Source organism: Sulfitobacter sp. TMED3, from assembly GCF_002167505.1.
GTDB lineage: Bacteria > Pseudomonadota > Alphaproteobacteria > Rhodobacterales > Rhodobacteraceae > Sulfitobacter > Sulfitobacter pontiacus.
Genome location: NZ_NHBI01000038.1, coordinates 34,500 through 59,748, shown reverse-complemented (window position 1 = coordinate 59,748; position 25,249 = coordinate 34,500). Strand labels below are relative to the sequence as shown.

The following is a 25,249-nucleotide window of genomic DNA, read 5'->3' as shown; positions in this document are numbered from 1 at the left end:
ACACATCGGCGCGGGGTCGCGCGCCGAGNTTGAACAAATCTTAGAAGGACAGTGTCATGTCAGCCCTAAAGATCAAAAAAGGCTCCAACAGCCATTCCGCCTATAACCTACGTCCCAATTTCTCGGATGTGATCGAACGCCACACGCTNGCCGTACTGGTCGAGAACGAACCCGGCGTGCTGGCGCGCGTCATCGGTCTGTTTTCGGGCCGTGGATACAACATCGACAGCCTTACCGTGGCAGAGGTTGACCACACAGGCCACCTTAGCCGCATCACAATCGTCACTTCGGGCACGCCGCAGGTGATCGAGCAGATCAAGGCGCAGCTGGGGCGGATTGTGCCGGTACACGAGGTGCATGACCTGACCGTCGAAGGCCCCGTGGTCGAGCGTGAGCTTGCGATGTTCAAGGTGAATGGCACCGGCGACAAACGGGTCGAAGCCCTGCGTCTTGCGGATATCTTCCGCGCCAACGTTGTCGATAGCACCTTGGAAACATTCGTATTCGAGATCACCGGCGCGCCCGAGAAGATTGACGCATTTGCCGAATTGATGCGCCCCTTGGGGCTGGTGTCNGTGGCACGGACGGGCGTGGCAGCCCTGTCGCGCGGCGACTGATACGCTAAGGTGGCAGGTTGAGGTCTGGCCNGCTCCGGCCGGACTAGGCCTGACCGCGATGGCGGAATTCTACCGGCGGGGCGGCTTTTGGGCGGAATGGAAGCACCTCGCCGCCTGTTTGCTTTCGCGTAATGCCGGCGGAATGGCGCAGCAGTTTGTTCGGCAAATCAGCGTCCGCCTTGGATCGCACGACCTTGGGGTTNAGCGCCTTGCGCAATTTGGCCTCGTGGTANACCTCGAACTGGACCAGATCACCAGCATCGAAACNGCTTGTCGTCTGGTTCACTNTCGCGGGGTCACCCTGGAAATATGCAAGGTCGCCGTGATCCTCGCACCAGAACACAGCTTTGTTGGNTCGGGCATCGCTCCAAAGTACCACACCGTACATTTAACTGTTCCTTCCAGATGCTTGCAGACATGAGAGATAATCATGTCATTTTTACAAATTGTCGATTTCTTTACGAAATCAATTTGTGTCGCGCGCACCGGAATTTGACGCTGAATAGCGTCATTAAACAGCCATATAGTGCAAATCTCCTTGCAAATTCGTTNAAAGGTTGTGAAGTTTAGNTCAATTAATTTTAACGGACTGATTTCATGACGAACCCCGCCGATATCAGGACAATTTTCGGGTCAAATTTAAAAAAACTTTCAGTAGGTTACCCCTCCATCACTTACCTCGCGCAGGAACTGGGGATCAATCGCACGCAGTTCAATCGATANCTATCGGGNGAAAGCTTTCCGCGCCCNGATATTCTGGACCGGATGTGCAAGTTTTTNGACGTTGATGCGCGTGTCCTTCTAGAGCCCTTGGAAGAGATCAAGAAGATCGAACCCACCCCCCCGGATTTCATGGGCGACTTCATCGTTTCGGGCGCGCTGGACCTGCCCGAAGCCACGTTTCCCAGNGGTTTCTACCGNTTNTCNCGNCGCAGTTTTCTTTACCCCGAGAAATTCGCCTTGGGATTGGTTATGGTGTTTCGCAGTGGCCGCCATACCTATCTGCGCGGCTACGAGGCCCCTCACGCCATGCGCATCCAAAGCCTGCCCACCCATTCGGAATTGCGCGANTATCGCGGCGTGGTGNTGCAGCAGGAAGAAGGCATCGCCATTATCGCCTCGCGGCGCGGCGCGATGACCTCTTCGTTCAACTATCTGGGGCGGATCGCGTCGTTCAACAATAATTTCTGGGTCGGATACATCACCCGCACGGTGCCGGAAAATTCGATCGGGTTGCGGGCGACGCGGCTGGTCTATGAATACCTGCCGCAAACCCCGTCGGCCGTGTTGCAGGCCGCCCGCTTGAANGGGCTGTGCGAGGCAAGCGATCTTGAACCCTTTCACCGCCACCTTCTGCGCACCGAATTCGCCTTTGAATGACCGCTACGCCAGCGGNGGCGGGCGCATCTGTGGCNACTGCGTTGCCGCATGCCATTGCTGCGCCAGTTGAAGCAGCGCCGTATCGCTGCCCCGCGGTCCNATCATCTGTAGCCCCGCAGGCAGCCCCTCTGCGCCGAAACCGGCGGGGATATTGACAACCGGCAGCCCCACCAGACCGGCAGGCACCACGACCTGCATCCAGCGGTGATAGGTATCCATGTCCCGTCCGGCGATCTGTGTCGGATGCACCTGATCCACGTCAAAGGGCCAAAGCTGCGCCGAGGGCAGCACCAGCACGTCAACCTCGTCAAACAGCGCGGTGACACGGCGATACCAATCCGACCGCGTCAGGCTGGCGCGCTGCACCTCCTGCCCCGTGAACCCGAGCCCGCGCTCGATCTCCCATTGGGCGGCGGGCTTGAGCTTGTCGCGGGTTTCCGGATCGCGGTAGAGCGCGCCCAATCCGGCAGCAACGGCAAAAGACCGCAGCGTGGTCCAGCTGTCCCACATCGCGTCCGCGTCAAAGGGGGCTGGTACAGCGGTCACCTGATGCCCCAGTGCGGCCAGCTGATCCAGGGCCGCTTTGCTCACGTCCTCGATCCCGTCTTCATAGGCGAATGCCCCGCCCCAATCGCCCAGCCACCCGATGCGGCGCGTGGGCGACGGGGTGTCCAGCTCCGGCAAGCTCGGCGCGGGTGACAGGCCGAGGGGTTGTTTGGGGTCCTTTCCGGTCATCGTGTCCAGCAAGGCTGCCAGATCGCGGGGGCAGCGCGCCATCGGGCCTGCCATGCTCAGCTGATGCAGGAACATATCGCCCTCTGGCTCTGCCGGTACAGTGCCCCAGCTGGGGCGCATGCCGTAGACGTTGTTCCAGCCCGCGGGGTTGCGCAGGCTGCCCATCATGTCGGACCCGTCTGCGATGCTCAGCATCCCCGAGGCCAAGGCAGCCGCCGCCCCGCCCGAAGACCCGCCAGCCGAACGTGTGTGGTCATAGGGGTTCCGCGTCGGGCCGTAGACGGGGTTGAACGTGTGGCTGCCCAGCCCGAATTCAGGCGTGTTCGTCTTGCCAATGATGATCGCCCCCGCCGCACGGATGCGGGCGACAAAGACGCTGTCCTTCTGGGCAATCGTACCGGCAAACAACGGTGATCCCTTGGCTGTTGGCAAGCCCTTGGCATCAGATAAATCCTTGATCGCAATGGGAATACCGTGCAGCCATCCGGCCCGAGGCGTGGCATCGGCCCTATCGGCTTCGGCCAGAAGCTCCGCGCGCGGGCGCAGCGCGACGATGGCGTTGACCGTGCCGTTCACGGCGTCGATCCGCTCTAGCGTGGCCTCCATCAAAGCACGCGCCGTCAGGCTGCCGCTCGCCAATGCCTCCGCTTGGGCCAAGGCCCCGATGTCTAGTATGTTCATGGCCGAGCCCTCCGTTCGGGGTCATAGAACGGAAGGCGGCAGGGGTATGCAAGAGGCACCGGCAAAACTGCTGCACGAGACAAGGCCGCTCGCGCGCAGTTGCCTGATATTTGGCCTTAGCCTTCTTGCGCCTCGGCGCGGGTCTTGCCCGACACGGCAAGCGCCAGCGCGGCGCCCATCAACCCGTCAAGGTCACCATCCAGCACCCCTTTGGTATCCGAGGTTTCAAAGTTGGTGCGGAGGTCTTTGACCATCTGGTACGGCTGCAAGACGTAGGACCGGATCTGGTTACCCCAGCCCGCGTCGCCCTTGTTTTCATGGGCTTCGTTGATGGCCGCGTTGCGGCGGTCCAGCTCCATCTGATACAGCCGCGATTTCAGCGCCTTCATCGCGATGTCGCGGTTCTGGTGCTGCGATTTCTCAGAGCTGGTCACGACGATGCCGGTAGGATGGTGCGTGATCCGCACGGCCGAGTCGGTGGTGTTCACGTGCTGACCACCGGCGCCCGAGGACCGATAGGTGTCGATGCGGATGTCGCTGGGGTTGATGTCGATTTCAATGTTGTCGTCCACCACCGGATACACCCAGATAGAGGTAAAGGACGTGTGCCGTTTGGCGGCGCTATCAAAGGGGCTGATCCGCACCAGACGGTGCACACCGGATTCCGACTTGAGCCAGCCATAGGCATTCGGACCGCTGATCTTGTAGGTCGCCGATTTGATCCCCGCTTCTTCGCCGGGGCTTTCGGACTGTAGCTCGACCTTATAGCCCTTTTTCTCGGCCCACCGGACATACATCCGCGACAGGATATTGGCCCAGTCACAGCTTTCGGTGCCGCCTGCCCCTGCGTTGATTTCAAGGAAGGTGTCATTCCCGTCGGCCTCGCCGTTCAACAGCGCTTCCAGCTCTTTCTGTGCGGCTGTCTCGGCCAGCTTTTTCAACGCGGTCTCGGCCTCTGCGATGACTTCGTCGTCGCCTTCCATCTCGCCCAGTTCGATCAGTTCGATGTTATCGGCCAGCTCTTGTTTGATGCCCTCGTAGGTGGCGATGGAATCGACCAGCGCCTGACGGTCGCGCATCAGTTTTTGCGCAGCATCGGGATCATCCCACAGATTGGGGTCTTCGACACGGGCATTGAATTCTTCCAGACGGTATGGCGCTGTTTCGACGTCCAGACGCTGTGCCAACAGCTCCAGCGACTTGCTGATCTTATCCGCTGTATTTTGTGCATCTGCGCGCATGGTATCCTGCCTTTAAATAGATCGCGGCCCCGAATAGCCGGGGCCGCGTTTCAAATAGACCAGCGCCGCAACTTGGGCAAGCGCTGTAGAATGGGGCCGGGCCTAGTACAACCCGCCGGAGTTGATGCTGCCAAAGCTTGCCTTGGGCCCGACACGCGCCTTTTTACCGGTAGAGGTCGTGACCTCGCGCGCGCGCGCCGCCGGCTTCNTCGACCAGAGGCAGATCCGCCCCCATCGCAAAGCCNCCATCNAAGGTGATCCCGAACAGCGGCTCTTCGCCGTCACGGAAGTATTCGGCCACAACGTTNNNACCTGCGGCGCTGTCAGACAGACGNGCACCGGTGAAGCGGTCGATCTTGATGAAGTGACCGCCGGGGGGCACTTCGAAGGGGCCGCCGCCGTATTTCTTGATCGCTTCGCTCATGAACCGCTGGAANACAGGNCCACACATCCCCGCCCCATAGGCACGACGCCCCAGCGAGCGCGGATTGTCGAAACCGATATAGCAGCCCGCCACGATNTTGCTTGAGAAGCCGACGAACCAGACGTCTTTGGCNTCGTTGGTGGTNCCGGTCTTGCCCGCGATTGGCACGGGCAGGTTCACCGCCCCACGCGCCGTNCCGCGATCCACCACGCCCTTCATCATCGATGTCAGCTGATAGGCCGTGATCGGGTCCATCACCCGTTCGCGGTTNGAGATGATGCGCGGCCCCACACCGGGGGCCAGCGTTTCAAGCTGGCAATCGTTACAGATCCGCTGATCATGTTTGTAGACAGTGCGGCCNTAGCGGTCCTGCACACGGTCCACCAGCGTCGGCTGCACNCGCTCGCCGCCATTGGCGAACATCGCATAGGCCGACACCATCTGGTANAGCGTNGTTTCCTGCGANCCAAGCGCGTTGGCNAGCACNGGCGACAGGTTGTCATAGACCCCGAACCGTTCGGCATAGTCGCCAACGGTGTTCATCCCGACCTCTTGCGCCAGACGGATGGTCATGAGGTTCCGCGACTGTTCGATNCCCGTCCGCAGNGGCGTCGGCCCGTAGAACTTGTTCGACGAGTTTCGNGGCCGCCACATGCCTTGGGGTGTGTTGATCTCGATCGGGGCGTCTACAACGATGGTCGCAGGGGTATAGCCGCTGTCCAATGCCGCGGCATAGACAAAGGGTTTGAAGCTCGATCCCGGCTGGCGTTTCGCCTGTGTCGCACGGTTGAACACCGACGCCTGATAGGAGAANCCGCCCTGCATCGCGATCACGCGCCCTGTGTTCACGTCCATCGCGACAAAGCCGCCCTGCACTTCCGGAATCTGACGCAAAGTCCAGCGGATGAACGACCCGTCACTATCCGCNGTCATGCGGCGCACCAGCACCACGTCNCCGACCTCAAGCAGGTCAGCGGGCACNTGGGCNCGGTTGCCGAGCTTGCCATTNTCAAGACGTTTGCGCGCCCANTGGANATCCTTGGCGGGGATGAAATGACCGTCTGCGTCCTCGTCCACGCCTTCGATCCCGATGCGGGCGGCGTCATTGGTCAGGCTCAGCACCACGGCGGGATACCACGGGTTTTCCAGATCAACGTCACGTGGCACACGGGTGTCNGACAGNGCTTCGCGCCAATCNGCCTCGGTGGTCAGCTTTTCGGGCGCGATCTTCTTGCCGGTGCCGCGGTAGATACCGATGCCGCGGTCATATTCCTCAAGCTGCTGCTGCAAGGATTGTGCGGCAATGGGCTGCATCTCGTTGTCGATGGTGGCACGCACGGTCAGGCCGCCGGTAAAGAATTCGCCCTCGCCAAAGTTCTCGGACAGTTGGCGGCGGATTTCATCGGTAAAGTAATCGCGCGGCGGCAGTTCGGCNTTGAAGCTTTCAAAGTCCCCGTTCTGCACCGAGCGCAAGGGCTGTGCGACCTCGGTCTCGTAGACGGCGGGGGTGATATAGCCGTTTTCCTTCATCTCGCGCAGCACGAAGTTCCGGCGTGCCAGCAANCGGTCCTTGCGGCGCACGGGGTGATAATCGGACGGCGCTTTGGGCAGCGAGGCNANGAANGCAGCCTCGTGNGGGGCNAGTTCCCCCAATGTCTTGTTGAAATAGGTCTGCGACGCGGCGGCCACACCGTAGGAGTTCTGGCCCAAGAAGATCTCGTTCAGATAAAGTTCAAGGATCTTTTCCTTGGGCAGCGTTTCCTCAAGCCGTGCGGCGAGGATGATTTCCTTGATCTTCCGTTCAGCCCGACGGTCGCCGGACAGAAGAAAGTTCTTCATCACCTGCTGCGTGATGGTCGATGCACCGCGCACATCCTTGCCCCTTGTGCGCACCGCATCTATGGCCGCCGCCCCGATGCCGCGCAGGTCATAGCCTTCGTGTGTATAGAAATTCTTGTCTTCGGCCGAGATGAAGGCCTGTTTGATCAGCGGCGGGATCGTATTGGCCGGCGCGAACAGGCGGCGTTCCTTGGCGAATTCGTCAATCAACCGCCCCTGCCCCGAATAAATCCGGCTGATCGTCGGGGGCGTATATTGCGCAAGGGATTCGTGGCTGGGCAGATCGCGGCCATACATCCAGAACACCGCGCCGATGGTCAGCGCGACCATACCGATGCTCATGGTGAGGGTGGTAAAAATACCCCCGAAGAAAGACAGGATCAAACGAAACACGGCTGGCAGTTCCTTGCAAGGAGGGTTGGTGACCCGTCTATACGCAACCCTGCGGGAATCGTCAAAACACGATGCAGTGGCCCTGTGCGGTAACCCGCGCAACACCTAGAGGGGCGTTCGGGTGCGGTTTATTGGCGAATCAAGGGCTTGAGCGCGGCATCCGCGTCGCGCCATTTGGCGATGGAATCCGCAATCGCCGACACCATGACCGCCCGCCAGATCGGGTCTCGCAGATTGGCAAGATCACGCTTCGAGCTGAGGAAGCCGATTTCGATCAGGACCGACGGGATATCAGCCGATTTCAACACCGAAAAGCCCGCGTTGCGCAGCGGGTGGCGATTCATCGGACCGCCGGCGGCTTTCATGCCTTCAACCAGCACTTTAGCGGCGGCAACCGACCGTGGCTCTGTCTCTTGGCGGGCAAGATCAAGCAGCACGCTGGCAACCTCGTCATCCGATCCGGTCAGGTCGGCCCCTGCGATAATATCGGCGCGGTTGTGGCGTGCGGCCAGATGGTCTGTGGCAGTATCGCTGGCGTCGTCCGACAGCGTATAGACCGTCGCCCCCTTTGCGCCGCCGTGCTGCAAACTGTCCGCATGGAGCGAGATGAACAGATCGCCTTCGGCCTGATGCGCAATGGCGACGCGGGTTTCAAGCGCGACAAAATGATCCGTGTCGCGCGTCATCACCACATCGACCCCGTCGCGGACCAATGTATCGCGCAGGGCTTGGGCAAAGGACAGCATCAGGTCTTTTTCCAGAATACCATCTGTCTCTGCCCCCGGATCAACGCCCCCGTGACCGGGGTCCAGCACCACGCGAAACGGTACCTCTTTCAGGTCGGCAACCGCCTTGGGCGGTGCGGCCAGCGCCATGGTCCACGCCGGATCAACGGGCGCACCGGCGGCGGCGGCAAATTCCTCGGGGCTGGCGGATTTCAAGGCGATTTCAAGCGTGGCGTGACCGGAACCCTTGTTGACAGGCATCCCGATCTCGCGCGGGATCATCGGTTCGGCCAGATCCGCGACAAGCCGCGACCAACCGGGCTGGAACGGGCCAAAGCGCAGACCGGTAATCCGTCCGGGTTCAGGCAGCAGGTCTTTGGTGTTCACACCGCTCCAGTCGGCCTCGCGGAAATCGACCACCAGCCGCGCCGGATCATCCAGCAAGAACACCCGAAACGGTACCCCTTGGCTCAGCCCAAGCGTCAGCGTCGTGCCCCCGAACCAGCCATCCGAGATGGCGCTTTTGGTAGGGTCCACGCGTGCCAGCGCGGTCAGATCCTGCGCGGACGCTGGCAAGGACAGCGCGCAAACCGTTGCGATAATAGGAAGAATACGCATGCCTGTCACCGTTCTGCTCGGGGTGGTTGCGGCAGGTATAGCCCCCCGCCGCCACCCGAGCCAGCCTTTCAGCGGGCCGCCATATAGGTCTTGAGCCGCCCCAGCCCTTCGGCAATATCCTGGGTGCTGCGCGCATAGGAAAACCGCAGCCAGTGATGCCCGCGCACCGGATCGAAATCGAGCCCCGGGGTCACGGCCACACCCGCCTTGTCCAGAATATCCCGCGCCAATGCCCGGCTGTCATCCGTCAGCTCGGACACATCGGCGTAGACATAGAAGGCCCCGTCGGGGGGCGCGAAACGGGTGAAGCCCGCCTCGCGCAGGCCGGTGATCATCATCGCGCGGTTGGCGCGGTAGACATCCATATTCGCCTCAAGCTCATCGGTGCAATCCATAGCGGCAAGCGCGGCGACCTGACTGGCGTGGGGGGCGCAGATGAACATGTTTTGCGCGATCCGTTCGACCACGCGCACGTGATCCTCTGGCACAACCATCCAGCCGACACGCCAACCGGTCATAGAGAAATACTTGGAAAACGAATTGATGACATAGACATCATCGGTGATCTCAAGCGCGGTCACGGCCTTTTTCTCGTATTCGATGCCGTGGTAAATCTCGTCCGAGATAAAAGATGCCCCCTGCGCTTGCGTCGCGTCGATCAGCGCGGACATGGCAGCGTGATCCAGCATCGTGCCCGTCGGATTGCCCGGCGACGCCACCAACAGCCCCTGCAGGTCCATACCCGCGAAATCCGCAGGCACCGGCTGCAAGCGGTTTTCAAGCGAAGTGGGCAGATCCACGGGGGCAAGGTCCAGCGCCTTGAGAATCTGGCGGTAGCTGGGATAACCCGGTGCCCCGATGCCCACACGGTCCCCGGTGTCAAAGAGCGAGGTAAACGTCAGGATGAACCCGCCCGAAGAGCCAGAGGTGATGACCACGCGGTTCGGGTCCAGATCGACGTTGTACCACTCTCCATACATCCGCGCGATCCGCTGGCGCAGCGCAGGCAGTCCCAATGCGACGGTATAGCCAAGCGCGCCCTGCTCCATCGCGGCGGTCAATGCGGTGCTGGCCCCTTTGGGCGCGCCTGTGCCGGGTTGGCCGACCTCCATATGAATGATGTGGCGGCCCTCCGCCTCGGCGGCGGCGGCGGCCTGCATCACATCCATCACGATAAAGGGATCGACCTGAGATCGGGTTGAAATACGCATGGGCTTGATCCTACTGTTGAGCCCGGACCTTTCACCGCACCCCGCCGGTGCCGTCAACCCTTGTGCGCGCTGGCAAAATCGCGCACCACCCTTGCAACCGGTGCCTGCACCCCTGCGTAACAACAAGCGAGTGACCCTGATGAAAAAGCTGATCGCCCCCGCCCTAGTGGCCCTTTCCCTGACAGCCCCCGCCCATGCGATGGACCTGACCGAACTGACCGATGCCGAACGCGCGCAATTCCGCGCCGAGGTCCGCGCCTATCTGATGGAAAACCCCGAAGTCATCATGGAAGCGGTGAACCAGCTGCAGGCCCGTCAGGCCGAAGCACAGGCGCAGGCGGATTTCACGCTGGTGTCCGACAATGCGGCTGCGATCTTCGACGACGGCTATTCCTATGTCGGTGGCAATCCCGAAGGCGACATGACCATCGTAGAGTTTATGGACTACCGCTGCGGCTACTGCAAAAAAGCGTTCTCCGAGGTTGAAAAACTGGTCAATGGCGACGGCAACATCCGCTTTATCGTGAAAGAACTGCCGATTCTGGGCGAACAATCCATGGTCGCCTCGCGCTTTGCCATCGCAACCAAGATCGTTGCGGGGGACGAGGCCTATAAATCCGTGCATGATGCCTTGATGAGCTTTAACGGCGACATCACCCCGACGTCGCTGGGACGCTTGGCCAGCAGCTTCGATCTGGATGCCGAGGCCATTCAGGAAAAGATGGACAGTGCCGAAGTCACCGCAGAGATCGAAAAGACCCGCGCGCTGGCACAGACGCTGCAGATTTCCGGCACACCGACCTTTGTGATGCAGGACGAACTGCTGCGCGGCTATCTGCCTTACGACCAGATGAAAGCCATTCTGGAAGAAAAACGCGGCTAAGATGCGCTTGGCATTGGCTTGTTGCGTGGCGGCCTTCCCGGTGGCCGCGCAGACCGACTTTAGCGCGCTGACCCATGCAGAACGGCGCGCCTTGGGGGAAGAAGTGCGGGCGTTGCTTCTGGCAGAGCCCGAACTTGCAGCACCCGCTGTGGCCCCCCGCAACTATGCTGCCGAAGCCTATCAAGAGAAGGCGCAGGCGGATCTCGCGCTTATCGCTTCCCTGACAGATCAAGTATTGGCCGGAGCGCCGATTGCGTTGTTTACCGGCGACGACTGCGCAGACTGCGATCTCGCGCTGGCGGAATTGGAAGCGATAACAGATGCATACGACATCATCTTCACGCATCACATGATGTCCGATCCTGCCAGCGTCGCCCTTGCGGCACAGCTTGGCATGACCGATCCTCCCTTCTACGTGATGGCAGACCGCATCTTGCGTGGCCATATGCCCGACATCGTGCTGCGGCGGTATCTGGCCCCGTAGAGCCTAGAGAAACCGCTGATGATAGCGCACCATGCGTTTGAAATGCGCATCAAGCGACCGCTTGAGATGCGGGGCCTCTTTCACGTTGAGGATATAATCGACCAGCAAGTCATACTGCTTGATCTGGCGCGGCAGCCGGTTTGACGGGGTCAACCGCGACTGTCGCTCCTCTTCGTCGATGACCTGCACCACCTGCTTTTCCGGCCAGTCGAACAGCGGCGCATCGGCCACCATCGCCTTGCCGTTCATCAGCGGCAATTCAGCGTCGTAATGAGCAAAGATCGCGCGTTCCAGCGGTTCTACCTCTGCCTTCGTCGCCACCGGCCAGGCCCAGACAAAGGCGATCTCCCACACGTCGATCTGACGGTTGGCAATCACATCGGACCGCGCCGATGTCAGATGCCGGCGCACCCGCGTGCGGATCCCATCAACCGACTGGCCCACATAAATCGGATTGCCATCCAGATCACAAAGCGCATAGACGCCGATCTGATTGGTCAGCGCCGCCAGTGCCTTGCCCCGAAACGCCTGCGCCGCGTTCAAGCGACTGCCTCCAGCGACTGACGCTCAAGCAGGGGCGCGAACAACACCTCGTCGAGATAGCGCACGACAGGCACGGCGACCCCATCCCCCGCCACGCGGTAGGCGTTGTTATAGGTGTCGGGCATCTTGTAGCTGTCCGGCAACCCCATCAGCCGCGCCACCTCGCGCGAGGAAACAAGCCGGGCCTTGGTCTGGTTGCCCTTGATAAACATCAGGATCTGCCGCGAGGACCCGCCCGCAGGGGTCCGCAAGCAGCCCGCAATCCCGTCGGTGCGCAGCTCTGCCCGTTGGCGGACATTCCCATCCGCATCGGGGCGCCCGCGTTTATAGATTGTGCCCACCACCGTACGCCCCGCTTTACGCGCTACACGCAGCCGTTCAAGGCTGGGGGGCGACATCAGCGTCAGCAGACGGTCGGTATCCGCAGCACTAAACCACGGCATGGTGGCACGCCGTTCAAGCACACGCTCAAGCGCCTGTTCGTCGGCGGGGGCATCCCCCAATTTCCACCAGACCCAGTTGGATCGGACCGGCCGTGCGGCGGAGGCGAGAAATTTTTGCAGCTTCTTGCCGTGAAAGACATGGGACGGTTTTGGCACCGTCAGCCCCGAGATATCGATATCCTCGCGCACGCACACAACGAACAGACGCGGCCGGCTTTGCGGCAGGAACCGCCGCGCGTCGATCTCGAGCGCGCCGACCTTATAGCCAAGCCGCACAAAGGTCGCGAGTACGGTGTTCATATCCGCCCCACCATTGCGCGACACCANCCCGACGACGTTTTCAAAGGCGATNATNCGCGGCGCAAANCCTGCTTTTATGGCCGTGGCGATCTTGTCGGCCCAATGGGNAAAGACACCGCTGCGCGCGCCGCCCANGCCCNGCCCCNTGCCCGCAAGGCTGAAATCCTGACAAGGGCTCGACGCCCAATACATATCGATCTGACGTGTCAGAAGGTCATCGGGCATGGCCGCGATATCGCCCTGATGCAATGCCGCCTGCCCCCAATTCTGGGCATAGACCTTGCATTTCATCGCGTCGATATCATTGGCCAGCACGCAATCCCAGCGGTCCTTCAAGGCCGCGCGCACCATGCCACCACCGCAGAAAAACTCGGCGTACGTCGGGGTCTTGGCGGCGTGATCAGGCATATCTATTGATATGGAATACGCAAATATCTGTCGATGGCAAATGCGCCGCTTGGGGCAAAGTCACTCGGCTGCTTGCTCTGCCGCTTGGGTCTCCGCTTCGATGGCGGCGGCGCGAGCTTCAACCTGTTCGACGATGTGATCGATCATCGCGTCATTGCCCAGCTTGTGGCTTTGTTTGCCCGCAAGATAGACCATGCCCGACCCGTTGCCCCCGCCGGTAAAGCCCACATCCGTCATCAGCGCCTCACCGGGGCCATTGACGACGCAACCGATGATGCTCAGGCTCATCGGGGTCTTGATATGCTCCAACCGTTGTTCCAGCGCCTCGACGGTCTTGATCACGTCAAAGCCCTGCCGCGCGCAGCTGGGGCAGCTGATGATGTTCACACCACGGTGACGCAGACCAAGGGATTTCAGGATCTCGTAGCCAACCTTGACCTCTTCCACGGGGTCCGCAGACAGGGACACACGGATCGTGTCACCGATGCCCATCCACAAAAGGTTACCCAGGCCGATGGCCGATTTGATCGTGCCAGAGGTCAGCCCCCCCGCCTCGGTGATGCCAAGGTGGATCGGAGCATCCGTCGCCTCGGCCAACTGCTGGTAGGCAGCGGCGGCCATAAAGACGTCAGAAGCTTTGCAGCTGATCTTGAATTCGTGGAAATCATTGTCTTGCAGGATCTTGATGTGATCCATCCCGCTTTCGACCATCGCATCGGGGCATGGCTCGCCGTATTTCTCAAGCAGATGACGTTCCAGCGATCCAGCATTCACGCCGATGCGGATCGAACAATTATTGTCCCGCGCGGCCTTGATCACCTCTTTGACGCGCTTTTCGTCGCCGATATTGCCCGGGTTGATCCGCAGACAGGCAGCCCCCGCCTCGGCGGCTTCGATTCCGCGTTTGTAGTGGAAATGGATATCCGCCACGATCGGCACCGATACCTCTCGCACGATCTCTTTCAGCGCCTTGGAGCTTTCGACATCCGGCACCGACACACGCACGATATCGGCCCCCACATCGGCAGCGGCCTGAATCTGCGCGATGGTCGCTTTGACATCCGTCGTCAGCGTGTTCGTCATCGTCTGCACCGTGATCGGCGCATCGCCCCCGACCGGCACATTCCCCACCATGATCTGACGGGACTTCCGGCGGTAAATGTTGCGCCACGGGCGAATGTGATTGAGGGACATGCAAAGCTACCTTTGGCGATGAAACAGTCGAAGGGTCTGTCAGGTTCGGTTCGCCCTACACCTATTCAGCCCGTCGCGTTGTTGCAATGGTATCCGGCTTATTCCGTCGGCGAAGTCGCCGCATTCTTCAGCTCGGCCACCATTGTCGCGAGCGCGGAATTCTCTTCCAGTACGGCTGGCTCGTAAAGCTCCGCCAGCGCCTGACGGTGCAGCGGCAGGTTCGACGTCACAGCCCCACGATCGCCAACAGGCCCGAAGTACTGCCCGTCCATCGCGAAATACAGCGCGCCGGATTCGCCGGTGCGCAGCGTCGGGGGCTCTTCGGTCGCGGGGATATCCCAGCTGTCGCCCTTGTTCATGATGCCTTCAAAGATAACCTTGCCATCTGCGGCGCGTACACGCACCCAGGATGGATAGGCTGCAACCATACGCAACTGCGGCGCGGGCCCTTCGACCACCTGCGGCACGGCACCCGGCAGCACCTCGGGCGTATCCCGTTGGACCACGGTATTCTCTGCGGTGCGCAGCGCATCCCCGACGGAAGGCGAAGGCGAGGTCGAGGCAAAGCTGCCGATACTGCGCGGATCAATCGAGGAAATCGGCGCATCCCGCGCGACCAGAACAGGCACATCCAGTGCGGCAGGGCGATAAAGCCGGTCCAGCGCGTCGGAACGTGGCACAGCCATCGCGGTCGGCGCATCGGGGTCTTCTGTCGTTTCGGGAGCGGAGGCAAGCGCGCCTTGAAGCGGATCAAGGTCAGACAGCACAACAGGCGTTTCATCCACCGGAGAGACCTGCACGCGCTGCACTTCTTGCAGAACGCTCCACCCGCCATAGCCAATCCCGCCGATCAAAGCGACGAGCACCAGCAGCGAACCCAAAGCACCGGGCTCTATGCGCGCCAGAAGGGAATCACCGACGGGGGTGAAGGGCGTCGCAGGGCGGGCAAAAATATCGCTCTCGCCATTGCGGGTCATACGCTCTTCGCGGGTCGGTTTTTTGACGACGGACGCTTTGGAGGACATGCCATGCGCCACGGCAAAACCGGATTCAGCACAGAAGGCTGCGAACGCCTTGTCCGGGTCCATGTTCAGATAGCGCGCATAAGACCGCACGTAACCGGCAATAAATCCAGGTGTATCAAAGGCTTCCGGGTCGGCGTTTTCGATGGCGGCAATGTAGGATGCCTTGATCCGAAGCTCGCGTTGGACATCCAGCAGGGATTTACCAAGCGTCGCGCGTTCACCGCGCATCAGGTCACCAAGGCGCAAGTCGAACGCGTCGAAACCTTTGGCTTCAACTTGCTCGTTATCTGCCGACTTGGAAGACCACCGCCCAATCATAAAAATGTCCCGTAGCTATGCCCGCTGCCCTTAATCGAAACAACATGTTGATTCGAGATTAAGCTTTTCTTTCGATATCGGTAGCATAAATCAACGGACTATACGAAATATTCGGGGTCACCCCGCCATTTCGGCACGATTCAGCGCACAATGGGACCACAAAGCGTCCATCGCGTGGACCAGCCCTTCGATTTCCAGCGGGCCATGTACGGGCGACGGGGTAAAGCGCAAACGCTCTGTCCCGCGGGGCACGGTGGGGAAGTTGATCGGCTGCACATAGATGCCGTGATCCTCTAGCAGGCGATCCGACAAAATCTTGGTATGTACGGGGTTTCCGACAATCACAGGGACGATATGGCTGCCGTGATCAATGATCGGCAGACCCAAGCCCTTGAGCCGCAGTTTCAGCACCTTGGCCTGCTGCTGGTGCTTCTCGCGCAGTTCGGGCGCGGTCTTGAGGTAGGCGACCGAAGCCGCAGCACCGGCGGCAACCGCTGGCGGCAGGGACGTGGTAAAGATGAAACCCGGCGCGTAAGACCGGATGGCATCGCACATCTTGGCCGAGGCGGCGATATAGCCACCCATCACGCCGTAGGCCTTGGCCAGCGTTCCGTTGATGATATCCAGCCGGTGCATCAGGCGATCACGCTCGGCGACCCCTGCCCCACGCGGGCCATACATCCCCACGGCGTGTACTTCGTCGATATAGGTCAGCGCGCCGAATTCATCGGCAATGTCGCAAATCGCCTCGATCGGGCCGAAATCACCATCCATCGAGTAAATCGATTCAAAGGCGATCAGCTTGGGTGCGGCGGGATCATCGGCGGCCATAAGCGCGCGCAGGTGGTCCACGTCGTTATGGCGGAAGATACGCTTGGCCCCGCCATTGCGGCGGACCCCTTCGATCATCGACGCGTGGTTCAGCTCGTCGGAATAGATGATCAGACCGGGAAACAACTTGGGCAGCGTGCTGAGCGTCGCGTCATTGGCGATATAGGCGCTGGTGAACAGCAAGGCGGCTTCCTTGCCGTGCAGGTCCGACAGCTCTTCCTCGAGACGTTTGTGGTAAATCGTGGTGCCCGAGATATTGCGCGTCCCGCCCGACCCTGCACCCGTCGCATCAAGTGCTTCGTGCATCGCGGCCAGAACGACAGGGTTTTGCCCCATCCCAAGGTAATCATTCCCGCACCAGACGGTGATATTCTTCTCTTGCCCGTCGGGTTGGGTCCAGACAGCGTGGGGGAATTGACCATTGCGGCGTTCAATGTCGATGAAGGTGCGGTAGCGACCTTCCTCGTGCAGCCGGTCAATCGCCTGATCAAGCTGTTTGGTATAGTCCATTGCGCCTTGCTCCTTCGTCGGTGGCGGGACCAGCAAAGGCAACCGGATCATTCGCCATATTCGTGCTTTAGAATGAATATAGTTTAGAGCCATTCAATTCAATGCCTTAATAGGAACCGATTGTCGCAGGTGCCGGCCCGGGGCGCATCGCATCGCGCTCGGGTGTCGCGCATCGGAAACCTGCACGCTGTCCCGCTTGCGTCAAAGGCCTGATTCTCAAGCGATTCTCACGCTGTATGGCGCGCAAGCTGCGGCCACCTCGGGCGCACCACTGGACACGGCCAAGCGCGCTGATACGGTCGCGGCAATCTTCACCCTGACAGAAAGGTTTACCCCCATGTCCCTACCCGACGTATTGGCACGGATCGATCATGATCTGGATGCGGCCACCGACCGGCTGCTCGATCTGCTGCGCATCCCCTCCATCTCGACCGACCCCGCGTTCAAGGAAGACTGCGACCGCGCCGCCGATTGGCTGGTCGAAGATCTGAACAGCATCGGTATCAAGACCACCAAACGCCCCACCCCCGGTCACCCGATGGTGGTGGGCCATGTGGACGGCCCCGCCGACAAGCCGCATATCCTGTTCTACGGTCACTATGACGTCCAGCCTGTCGATCCGCTGAACCTGTGGCACCGCGATCCCTTTGATCCCGCGGTCGAGGACACGGCAAAAGGCCGTGTGATCCGCGGACGCGGTGCCGCAGATGACAAGGGCCAGCTGATGACCTTTGTCGAGGCACTGCGCGCGTGGAAAGCGGTCAAGGGCGATTTTCCCTGCCGCATGACCTTCTTCTTCGAGGGCGAGGAAGAATCAGGCTCCCCGTCGCTGGTGCCCTTTATGGAAGAGAATGCCGAAGAGCTGCGCGCCGACTATGCAATGATCTGCGACACAGGCATGTTCCAGTCCAAGGTGCCGTCGATCGTGACGATGCTGCGCGGCTTGATGGGCGAAGAGATCACCATCACCGGCCCTGATCTTGACCTGCACTCTGGCATGTACGGCGGCGTGTCGATGAACCCCGCGCGTGTCCTATCCAAGGTCATCGCCTCCCTGCACGATGACACGGGCCGCATCACGGTGCCCGGTTTCTATGACGGGGTGCCAGAACTGCCCGACGATATTCAGGCGCAGTGGCAAGGGCTTGCCTTTGATCACGACAGTTTCCTTGGCGATGTGGGCCTGTCGAAACCCGCCGGCGAACAGGACCGCATGCCGATCGAGATGATCTGGTCGCGCCCCACGTGCGAGGTCAACGGCATGTGGAGCGGATACACAGGTGCCGGCTTCAAGACCGTACTGCCCTCGCAGGCCCACGCCAAGATCAGCTTCCGTCTGGTGGGCACCCAGGACCCGCACGTCATCCGCGAAAGCTTTCGCAAGATGGTAACCGACATGATGCCCGAGGACTGCGAAGCGACTTTCCACGCCCACGGGTCGAGCCAAGGATCGGTCTTCGAGACCACCGCCCCCGCATTCGAAGATGCCCGCAAAGCGCTGACCGATGAATGGAATGTTCCCGCTGCCTATGTCGGCTGTGGCGGATCGATTCCCATTGCGGGGCATTTCCAGAAAATTCTGGATACCACGCCGGTGCTGATCGGATTCGGCAAAGACGACGACGCCATCCACTCCCCGAACGAGAAATACGACCTCGAAAGCTTCCACAAGGGAATCCGAAGCTGGGCACGTATTCTGGATGCGATGACGTAAGCAAACGGGCGGGCCTAACGGCCCGCTTTTCCCTTTTTAGGACGAGGTAAATCAGAAATCTAAAAAGGGANAAGTGGCGCGGTTGACGGGGCTCGAACCCGCGACCCCCGGCGTGACAGGCCGGTACTCTAACCAGCTGAGCTACAACCGCGCAGTAAGGGCGGAATAAGATAACCAGCGCAGAGCGTCAAGCGATTAACCGCAGAAAACTACAAAGAATTTTGGAAATTTTCACCACGGCATTTTGCGCATGAATCAGCACCGGAAATCCCCTGCTTGTGGCGGAAATCAGGGGTCTGAACGCACAAGCAAACCACGCCCCGAAGGGCGTGTGCTTGTTATCAAAATATCTGATAAAATGCAGCGGTGGCGCGGTTGACGGGGCTCGAACCCGCGACCCCCGGCGTGACAGGCCGGTACTCTAACCAACTGAGCTACAACCGCCCACTGCGTACTTCGTCGTTGCCGTCGAAGCGTTTGGTGGTGATAGGGTTTGCTCGCGATGGCGTCAAGCGGGGTTTTGCATGGATCGGCAGGAAAATTGAAATTTTCTTTGATCCGCCGTCAGACGCCCTGCCCGACCTACCTTGCGCCCAAGAAAAAACCCGCGCTTTGGGGCGCGGGCTTGGCTTATTTGTCGGAGTATGTGCCCCAGACGTGATCACTGGGCGCTGGCGGCATATCCTTGGTCTGATGCAGGCGGTGCAAATTCACCTTGGCGATGAAATTGCCGGTGATAGGGGCTGTGACGAACAAGAACGCCATTACCAGAATCTCGTGCAGGGACCCCGTGCCGGAGGCGAAGGAATAGATCATCGCCGCCATCAGCAGCGACCCCACGCCCAGTGTCGAGGCTTTGGTCGGTGCGTGCAGACGGGACATGCAGTTGTCCAGCTTGATCAGACCGATGGAACCGACAAGGGTAAAGAACCCGCCCACGATCAGCAGGGCCGAGATGATGATTTCGGGGATTAGGGGTAGATCACTCAATGATATCACCTCGCAGCACAAAGCGCGCGATGGCCACGGTCGACACAAAGCCAAGCATGGCAAAGATCATCGCACTTTCAAAATAGATGTCGGTGCCCAAACGCATCCCCAGCAGGATGATCAGGGCAATCGCATTCACCACCATCGTATCCAGCGACAGGATACGGTCGCCGGTATTGGGGCCTTTCAACAACCGCAGCATCGCCAGAAGCTGCGAGACCGCGACAGCGACAAAGGCGATATTCAATGCAATCAGAATCATTCGAAAATCTCCTTCAGGCGACGCTCGTAGCGCTGTTTGATATCGTCACGCACCTCGTCGGGGTTTTCAGCATCCAGCGCATGGACCAGCAAAGCTTTCCCGTCTTCAGACACATCCGCCGACACCGTACCGGGCGTCAGGGTGATTGTCCCCGCCAGCATGGTGATCGCCTCGGGGGTGCGAAGTTCTAGCGGGATGACGACCCAGGCGGGGCGCATGTTCTTGTTGGACTTGAACAGGACGATCATCGCAACCACGACGTTGGCGACCAGAATATCCCACATGACCATGATCAGATAGCCCAGAAGCTTGACCGGTTTCGCGACCGGCGGGCGGTCAGGCCAATAGGCCGCGGTGGCAATCGGGATCAGCAGCCCCAGAATGACACCAAAGACAATGGTGCCAAGCTTGATTTCATTGACCAGCAGACACCAGGCAATCGCGAGGATCGCCGTCAGCATCGGGTGCGGAAGCAGTCGGGACAACATATCAGTGATCCTTTTCTGGTGCGGCGGCATCCTCTGCGCCGTGGTCCTCTGTCGCATCGGCTGACCCTTCGGCATCGCCGTGGTCATCCTCTGCGTGATGGTCCGTGATCTCTTTACCCGGCGTGGTCAGGACCACCGCAAGATAGCGTTCGGGGTTAAACAGCTGGGCAGCGGTCGCATTCAGCACGCGGGTCATGGGCCCCGCCGCAACGGTCAGCGCGACAAGCAGGGCGAGCAACCCGCCAATGGCCACCATCGGCAAGACGCCCTGCCTCTCGGCAACAACCGGTGCCTCATCACCCTCGGCAGGTTCTGGGGCGGACTGGTGCGCTTTCCAGAAAATCTGGCTCCCCGCGCGGGAGAAACCGACAACCGCAATCAGCGACCCGACAAGGATCACACCCCAGACCCACCACATCAGGTCAGCGCTGCGTGCCGCGTCAAGGATCAGCAGTTTGCCCAGAAAGCCCGAGAGCGGCGGCAGACCGGTCATGGCGATCGCCGCGACAAAGAACATACCCGCGACAAGCGCCCCACCTGCCAGCGGCGGCGCATCGACAAAGGACACCTCGGCCGCGCCGCGACGGCTGCGGATCACGTCGATCAGCAAGAACAGCGCTGCGGCGGCAAAGGTGGAATGGATCGCATAATAAAGGGCGGCGGAAATCCCGGCGGGGGTAAAGACCGACACGGCAGCCAGCAGCATGCCCATCGACCCGATCACCGAGAACGCGACCATGCGGTCGGCTCTTTTGGCCCCCAACACGCCCGCCATACCAAGTGCGACGGTCAGCAGCGCGGCAGGCATCAGCCAGACATCAAACAGCCCCTGCGTGATCTCAAGATCGGGAGGGAAAACCAGCGTGTAGAACCGGATGATACAATAGGCCCCGACCTTGGTCATGATCGCGAAGAGCGCCGCCACGGGGGCCGGTGCCTCGCTATAGCTGGCGGGCAGCCAGAAATGCAGCGGCAAGATCGCGGCCTTGACCGCAAAGACCAGCAGCAACAGCACGGCAGCAACGCGAATACCCGCACCATCACCCGCATCCAACGTCGCCACACGCATCGCCAGATCGGCCATGTTCAGCGTGCCTGTCTCGGCATAGATCGTGCCAAGGGCAAAGAGGAACAGGGTCGAGCCCAGCAGGTTATACAGCACATATTGCGTCCCCGCGCGCAGACGCCGTTGCCCGCCCGCGTGGATCATCAACCCGTAAGAGGCGATCAACAACACTTCGAAGAAAACGAACAGGTTGAAGGCGTCGCCGGTCAGGAAGGCGCCCAATATCCCCATAAGCTGGAACTGGAACAGCGGATGGAAATGCCGCCCGCGGGTATCCCAGCCCGACCCGATCGCATAAAGCAGCACCGGCACGGCCAGCACACAGGTCAGCAGGACCATCAGCGTCGACAGACGATCCGCGACCAGCACGATACCGAAAGGTGCCGCCCAGTTGCCAAGCTGGTACAGGCTGACCGTCCCGTCGGAGGCCTGCCAGAACAGCCCAAGCGCCAGTGCCAGCAACCCCAGCGTGCCCGTAACGGACAGCACCCGTTGGATCAGCAGGTGATAGCGCGCGGCCAGCACCATGAACGCCGCCAGCATGGCCGGCAGAACGATCGGAAGAATAAGCCAATGGGTCATGCCGGGCCTCCTCCGCGTGGGGAGGGTTCTGCGGTATCGGCTCCGGCCAGCGTGTCGGGTTCGTTGACCAGATCATCTCCCGCGCTGAGGTAGGACCCGACCGCGATCATCACGACCACGGCTGTCATCCCAAAGGAGATCACGATCGCCGTCAGCACCAGCGCTTGGGGCAGCGGATCGGTATAGACCTCGACCCCGTCGCGCAGGATCGGCGGGGCGTTCAACGCCAGCCGCCCCGAGGCGAACAGGAACACATTGACCGCATAGCTGATCAGCGAGGTGCCGATGATCACGGGAAAGGTACGCAAACGCAGGATCAGATAGACCCCGGCAGCGGTGAGAACGCCAATGGCGGACGCGACTAAAAGCTCCATATCAGGTCTCCGTCTCGGTTTTCGGTTCATCCCGTGACGGGTCGATATCCATAGCATGTTCGCTTTCCTCGATGCCGGCGCGACGGCCCAAGCGCGAGAAACTTTCAAGCGACAGCATCACCGCGCCGACGACGGCGAGGAAGACCCCAAGGTCAAAGCCCATAGCGGTGGCGAGCTCGAATTTCTCCATCGGGGGGATGCGGAAATAGCCAAAGGCAGAGGACAGGAACGGCGCACCGGCAAACCACGCACCAATGCCGGTCAGACCAGCGCAAAGCACCCCTGCCCCGATGATCCCGTGGTAATGATAGCGCTGGCGCTTGTCCGCCCAGGCAAAGCCGCTGGCCATATATTGCATCACGACCGCGATCGCGACCACCAGACCGGCGACAAAACCACCGCCCGGTTCGTTGTGACCGCGCAGGAAGATATAGACACCGACCAGCAGAACGATGGGCATCAACACGCGTGTCAGCACCACCATCATCAGCGGATGCGCATCGCCCGCGCGCTCTTCCTCATAGCCACGGTTCAGCAGACGCGCGCGCACAGGGCCGGACATCAGCGCCTCTGTCAGCGCATAGATGACCAGCGCGGCGATCCCCAGAACGATGATCTCGCCAAAGGTGTCGAAGCCACGGAAATCAACGAGGATCACGTTGACCACATTGGTGCCGCCGCCGCCTTTATAGGAATTGGCAAGGTGGTAGTCAGCGATAGAGGCAATCGGGAAATCCGACATCAGGATCGAATAGATCAGGCCCGCTGCCGCCAGCCCTGCCACAACCGATACCACAATATCGCGGCTGCGGTGCAGAATGGTGCTTTCCTTAGGCGTGCTGTTGGGCAGGAAGTTGAGCGCCAGCAGCAACAGGACAATCGTCACCACCTCGACCGAGATCTGCGTGAGCGCCAGATCGGGGGCCGAGAAATAGTTGAACCCGACCGATACCATCAAGCCGATGATCCCCATCAGGATCAGAACCGCCAGACGGTTCCGGTGCACCGTCACGAGGAATCCCGTCGCGATCATCAGCATCAGCCAACCGGCAAAGCCGACGGGCGTGATGGGCAGCATCTCGCGCGCGGGGGCGCCATCGGTGCCGGTAAACCACGCATGCGCCCCGATGGCGACGACGGCGGTCACAAAGACGGCGGCGTAGCGGGTGAACGACCCGTTGTGCAGACGCTCCGATACCAGACCGGTAAGACCCACGGCCGCGGCGATGATACGGTCAAAGATGTCCTTGGCCTCGGGGCGCGGTGTGGCGGCCCAAAGACGCGCCAGCGGGCCGAAGGCGGCGAGCAGCAGCAAACCACCCACCACAGCAATCGCCGACATGCCGAGCGCGGGCACGAAGCCGTGCCACAGCTTGATATGCGCGCTTGGCATCTCGGCGGCAGAGCCGATGACCGCTTGAGTCACGGTGCGCACAAAGGGTTCCGCCAGGAACGGTGCCACACCGATCACGATCACGGGGATGATCAACAAGGCCGGTGAAATCCACAGGCCAAACTCGGGGTCGTGGGGTTTGGCGGGGTAATCGTTCCGCTCTGCGCCCAGAAAGGTATGCGCAATAAACCGGAAGCTATACGCGGCCGAGAACAGCGCGCCGAGCGTTGCCACTGCCGCCACCAGATAGGGCGAGCCGAACAGCGTGGTGTGCAGCGCCTCTTCCAGCATCATCTCTTTGGACAAGAACCCGTTCAGCAACGGGATACCCGCCATCGACAATGCGGCCAACGTGGCAATCGCGAAGGTGATCGGCATCAGACGGCGCAAGCCCCCCAGTCGGGTCATATCGCGGGTGTGGACCGCATGATCCACGATACCGGCGCTCATGAACAAAGCGGCCTTAAAGCTCGCGTGGTTCAGAATGTGGAACACCGCCGCCATCGCCCCAAAGGAGGTGCCCGTGCCCAGCAGGAAGGTGATCAGCCCCAGATGCGACACGGTGGAAAATGCCAGCAGCGCCTTGAGGTCGTTCTTGAAAATCGCGATCAGCGCGCCAAGGACCATCGTGATCAACCCGGCAGAGCAGACCAGCACGATCCAGACTTCAGTGCCCGACAGCACCGGCCACATGCGCGCCATCAGGAACAGCCCCGCCTTCACCATCGTGGCAGAGTGCAGATACGCCGACACAGGCGTCGGGGCGGCCATCGCGTGCGGCAGCCAGAAGTGGAAAGGGAACTGCGCGGATTTGGTGAAACAGCCCAGCAGGATCAGGATCAGCGCAGGCAGATACAGCGGCGACGCTTGGATCAGCTCGCGGTTCTCGAGGATCACGGTCAGGTCATAGCTGCCTACGATCTGCCCCAGCAGCAGCATGCCACCGATCATCGCCAGACCGCCCATACCCGTCACGGTCAACGCCATCCGCGCGCCTTGGCGCCCTTCGGGCAGATGCTTCCAGAACCCGATCAGCAGGAAGGACGACAGCGACGTCAGCTCCCAGAAAATGAGCAACATCAATATGTTGTCCGACAGGACGATCCCGACCATCGCGCCTTGGAACAGCAGCAGATAGGTAAAGAACGCGCCCATATTGTCGTCACGCGACAGATAGAACCGCGCATAAAGGATGATCAGCATCCCGATGCCAAGGATCAGACCCGCGAACATCAAACCCAGCGGGTCGAGGAACAGGTTCACGTTCANCCCCAGCTGCGGCAGCCACGAGAGGCTGGCGGTCACGACCTCGCCTGCAAGAACGGCCGGTGCATGTGTCGCAAGGCCGATCGCGGCNCAGGCCGTCACCAGAAAGGTCACCAAAAAGCAGCTTTGACGGCCTGCCTGATACATCAGGCCGGGCAGCAAGGCGCCAAGAAACGGGAGGGCTATAATCAGGAACAAAGACATGGCCGCAACTATGTCATGAGCCACGCCAAAACGACCAGCCCTCTTTTCGCAAATTGCGATGGAAAAATACGGATTTATGAGGGCTTCTTGTCGCAGCAATTGAACTT

At 60.6% G+C, this 25,249-nt stretch carries 20 protein-coding genes, 2 tRNA genes and 1 pseudogene; 5 read left to right on the top strand and 18 right to left on the bottom strand.

The features are described 5' to 3' along the window. Positions 1-56 precede the first annotated feature (56 nt). Entirely contained in the window at positions 57-617 is a 561-nt protein-coding gene (gene ilvN / locus CBB63_RS10320; protein ID WP_009826946.1) for an acetolactate synthase small subunit, read from the top strand. A gap of 597 nt (positions 618-1,214) precedes the next feature. After that, positions 1,215-1,997, top strand: a complete 783-nt coding sequence (locus CBB63_RS10315) for a helix-turn-helix domain-containing protein (protein WP_286699069.1) — start codon at positions 1,215-1,217, stop codon at positions 1,995-1,997. Between the two features lie 3 nt (positions 1,998-2,000). Here the strand turns inward: CBB63_RS10315 and CBB63_RS10310 are convergent, their stop codons facing one another. The 5 genes and pseudogenes from CBB63_RS10310 to CBB63_RS10290 all read right to left on the bottom strand — a co-directional run bounded on the left by CBB63_RS10310 (position 2,001) and on the right by CBB63_RS10290 (position 9,864). Then, a complete protein-coding gene (locus CBB63_RS10310; RefSeq protein WP_286699068.1) occupies positions 2,001-3,413 on the bottom strand; it encodes an amidase in 1,413 nt (470 codons plus the stop codon). A gap of 116 nt (positions 3,414-3,529) precedes the next feature. Then, positions 3,530-4,654: a peptide chain release factor 2 gene (prfB, locus tag CBB63_RS10305; RefSeq protein WP_009826942.1), complete on the bottom strand. Its 1,125-nt coding sequence runs from the start codon at positions 4,652-4,654 to the stop codon at positions 3,530-3,532. A 102-nt stretch (positions 4,655-4,756) separates the two neighbouring features. Further along, positions 4,757-7,310: pseudogene (locus tag CBB63_RS10300) on the bottom strand (penicillin-binding protein 1A). 128 nt (positions 7,311-7,438) lie between these two features. Next, positions 7,439-8,653, bottom strand: a complete 1,215-nt coding sequence (locus tag CBB63_RS10295) for an N-acetylmuramoyl-L-alanine amidase (protein WP_286699067.1) — start codon at positions 8,651-8,653, stop codon at positions 7,439-7,441. 68 nt (positions 8,654-8,721) lie between these two features. Beyond that, a complete protein-coding gene (locus tag CBB63_RS10290) occupies positions 8,722-9,864 on the bottom strand; it encodes a pyridoxal phosphate-dependent aminotransferase (RefSeq protein ID WP_286699066.1) in 1,143 nt (380 codons plus the stop codon). A 139-nt stretch (positions 9,865-10,003) separates the two neighbouring features. Between CBB63_RS10290 and CBB63_RS10285 the strand changes: the two genes are divergently transcribed. Beyond that, on the top strand, positions 10,004-10,747 hold the full coding sequence (locus CBB63_RS10285) for a DsbA family protein (protein WP_009826938.1): 744 nt from the start codon (positions 10,004-10,006) through the stop codon (positions 10,745-10,747). A 1-nt stretch (position 10,748) separates the two neighbouring features. Then, positions 10,749-11,231 (top strand): disulfide bond formation protein DsbA, encoded by a 483-nt coding sequence (locus tag CBB63_RS10280; RefSeq protein WP_286699065.1) that lies wholly within the window; start codon positions 10,749-10,751, stop codon positions 11,229-11,231. Between the two features lie 3 nt (positions 11,232-11,234). Here CBB63_RS10280 and CBB63_RS10275 read toward each other — a convergent pair whose 3' ends face one another. The 5 genes from CBB63_RS10275 to hemA form a co-directional block, all read right to left on the bottom strand. After that, the gene (locus CBB63_RS10275; protein ID WP_005853274.1) at positions 11,235-11,774 is read right to left on the bottom strand and encodes a GIY-YIG nuclease family protein; all 540 of its coding nucleotides are present in this window, start codon (positions 11,772-11,774) and stop codon (positions 11,235-11,237) included. Further along, positions 11,771-12,925, bottom strand: a complete 1,155-nt coding sequence (locus CBB63_RS10270; RefSeq protein ID WP_286699064.1) for a DNA cytosine methyltransferase — start codon at positions 12,923-12,925, stop codon at positions 11,771-11,773. Before CBB63_RS10270 ends, CBB63_RS10275 begins: the two co-directional genes overlap by 4 nt. A gap of 60 nt (positions 12,926-12,985) precedes the next feature. Further along, entirely contained in the window at positions 12,986-14,119 is a 1,134-nt protein-coding gene (gene ispG, locus CBB63_RS10265) for a flavodoxin-dependent (E)-4-hydroxy-3-methylbut-2-enyl-diphosphate synthase (RefSeq protein WP_074635003.1), read from the bottom strand. 98 nt (positions 14,120-14,217) lie between these two features. Beyond that, positions 14,218-15,462 carry a helix-turn-helix domain-containing protein gene (locus tag CBB63_RS10260; RefSeq protein WP_009826933.1) on the bottom strand — a complete coding sequence of 415 codons (1,245 nt, stop codon included), beginning with the start codon at positions 15,460-15,462 and terminating at the stop codon, positions 14,218-14,220. A 117-nt stretch (positions 15,463-15,579) separates the two neighbouring features. Then, the gene (gene hemA / locus CBB63_RS10255; protein ID WP_037944163.1) at positions 15,580-16,803 is read right to left on the bottom strand and encodes a 5-aminolevulinate synthase; all 1,224 of its coding nucleotides are present in this window, start codon (positions 16,801-16,803) and stop codon (positions 15,580-15,582) included. A 337-nt stretch (positions 16,804-17,140) separates the two neighbouring features. Between hemA and CBB63_RS10250 the strand changes: the two genes are divergently transcribed. Further along, positions 17,141-18,517: a M20/M25/M40 family metallo-hydrolase gene (locus tag CBB63_RS10250; RefSeq protein ID WP_286699063.1), complete on the top strand. Its 1,377-nt coding sequence runs from the start codon at positions 17,141-17,143 to the stop codon at positions 18,515-18,517. A gap of 74 nt (positions 18,518-18,591) precedes the next feature. On the opposite strand, the gene CBB63_RS10245 is transcribed toward CBB63_RS10250, so the two are convergent. The 8 genes from CBB63_RS10245 to CBB63_RS10210 all read right to left on the bottom strand — a co-directional run bounded on the left by CBB63_RS10245 (position 18,592) and on the right by CBB63_RS10210 (position 25,142). Then, positions 18,592-18,668: transfer RNA gene (locus CBB63_RS10245), tRNA-Asp, on the bottom strand. A 216-nt stretch (positions 18,669-18,884) separates the two neighbouring features. Next, positions 18,885-18,961, bottom strand: a tRNA-Asp gene (locus tag CBB63_RS10240). Between the two features lie 186 nt (positions 18,962-19,147). Beyond that, positions 19,148-19,507: a Na+/H+ antiporter subunit G gene (locus CBB63_RS10235; protein ID WP_064215750.1), complete on the bottom strand. Its 360-nt coding sequence runs from the start codon at positions 19,505-19,507 to the stop codon at positions 19,148-19,150. After that, the gene (locus tag CBB63_RS10230) at positions 19,500-19,769 is read right to left on the bottom strand and encodes a K+/H+ antiporter subunit F (protein WP_005853262.1); all 270 of its coding nucleotides are present in this window, start codon (positions 19,767-19,769) and stop codon (positions 19,500-19,502) included. The genes CBB63_RS10235 and CBB63_RS10230 overlap by 8 nt, the downstream gene beginning before the upstream one ends. Then, positions 19,766-20,257, bottom strand: coding sequence for a Na+/H+ antiporter subunit E (locus CBB63_RS10225; RefSeq protein ID WP_037944161.1), 492 nt, complete (start codon positions 20,255-20,257; stop codon positions 19,766-19,768). Before CBB63_RS10225 ends, CBB63_RS10230 begins: the two co-directional genes overlap by 4 nt. A gap of 1 nt (position 20,258) precedes the next feature. Beyond that, positions 20,259-21,905 carry a monovalent cation/H+ antiporter subunit D gene (locus tag CBB63_RS10220; protein ID WP_286699062.1) on the bottom strand — a complete coding sequence of 549 codons (1,647 nt, stop codon included), beginning with the start codon at positions 21,903-21,905 and terminating at the stop codon, positions 20,259-20,261. Beyond that, positions 21,902-22,279 carry a Na+/H+ antiporter subunit C gene (locus tag CBB63_RS10215; protein WP_009826928.1) on the bottom strand — a complete coding sequence of 126 codons (378 nt, stop codon included), beginning with the start codon at positions 22,277-22,279 and terminating at the stop codon, positions 21,902-21,904. The genes CBB63_RS10220 and CBB63_RS10215 overlap by 4 nt, the downstream gene beginning before the upstream one ends. Position 22,280: 1 nt before the next feature. Next, on the bottom strand, positions 22,281-25,142 hold the full coding sequence (locus CBB63_RS10210; protein ID WP_286699061.1) for a monovalent cation/H+ antiporter subunit A: 2,862 nt from the start codon (positions 25,140-25,142) through the stop codon (positions 22,281-22,283). Positions 25,143-25,249 lie beyond the last annotated feature (107 nt).

What these genes read in the sequence shown, in the direction of transcription:
- hemA (WP_037944163.1), bottom strand. Translation starts at nt 16,803, where the DNA reads ATGGACTATACCAAACAGCTTGATCAGGCGATTGACCGGCTGCACGAG.
- CBB63_RS10225 (WP_037944161.1), bottom strand. Translation starts at nt 20,257, where the DNA reads ATGTTGTCCCGACTGCTTCCGCACCCGATGCTGACGGCGATCCTCGCG.
- CBB63_RS10250 (WP_286699063.1), top strand. Translation starts at nt 17,141, where the DNA reads ATGTCCCTACCCGACGTATTGGCACGGATCGATCATGATCTGGATGCG.
- CBB63_RS10290 (WP_286699066.1), bottom strand. Translation starts at nt 9,864, where the DNA reads ATGCGTATTTCAACCCGATCTCAGGTCGATCCCTTTATCGTGATGGAT.
- prfB (WP_009826942.1), bottom strand. Translation starts at nt 4,654, where the DNA reads ATGCGCGCAGATGCACAAAATACAGCGGATAAGATCAGCAAGTCGCTG.
- CBB63_RS10285 (WP_009826938.1), top strand. Translation starts at nt 10,004, where the DNA reads ATGAAAAAGCTGATCGCCCCCGCCCTAGTGGCCCTTTCCCTGACAGCC.
- CBB63_RS10215 (WP_009826928.1), bottom strand. Translation starts at nt 22,279, where the DNA reads ATGGAGCTTTTAGTCGCGTCCGCCATTGGCGTTCTCACCGCTGCCGGG.
- CBB63_RS10280 (WP_286699065.1), top strand. Translation starts at nt 10,749, where the DNA reads ATGCGCTTGGCATTGGCTTGTTGCGTGGCGGCCTTCCCGGTGGCCGCG.
- CBB63_RS10230 (WP_005853262.1), bottom strand. Translation starts at nt 19,769, where the DNA reads ATGATTCTGATTGCATTGAATATCGCCTTTGTCGCTGTCGCGGTCTCG.
- CBB63_RS10260 (WP_009826933.1), bottom strand. Translation starts at nt 15,462, where the DNA reads ATGATTGGGCGGTGGTCTTCCAAGTCGGCAGATAACGAGCAAGTTGAA.
- CBB63_RS10220 (WP_286699062.1), bottom strand. Translation starts at nt 21,905, where the DNA reads ATGACCCATTGGCTTATTCTTCCGATCGTTCTGCCGGCCATGCTGGCG.
- ispG (WP_074635003.1), bottom strand. Translation starts at nt 14,119, where the DNA reads ATGTCCCTCAATCACATTCGCCCGTGGCGCAACATTTACCGCCGGAAG.
- CBB63_RS10295 (WP_286699067.1), bottom strand. Translation starts at nt 8,653, where the DNA reads ATGCGTATTCTTCCTATTATCGCAACGGTTTGCGCGCTGTCCTTGCCA.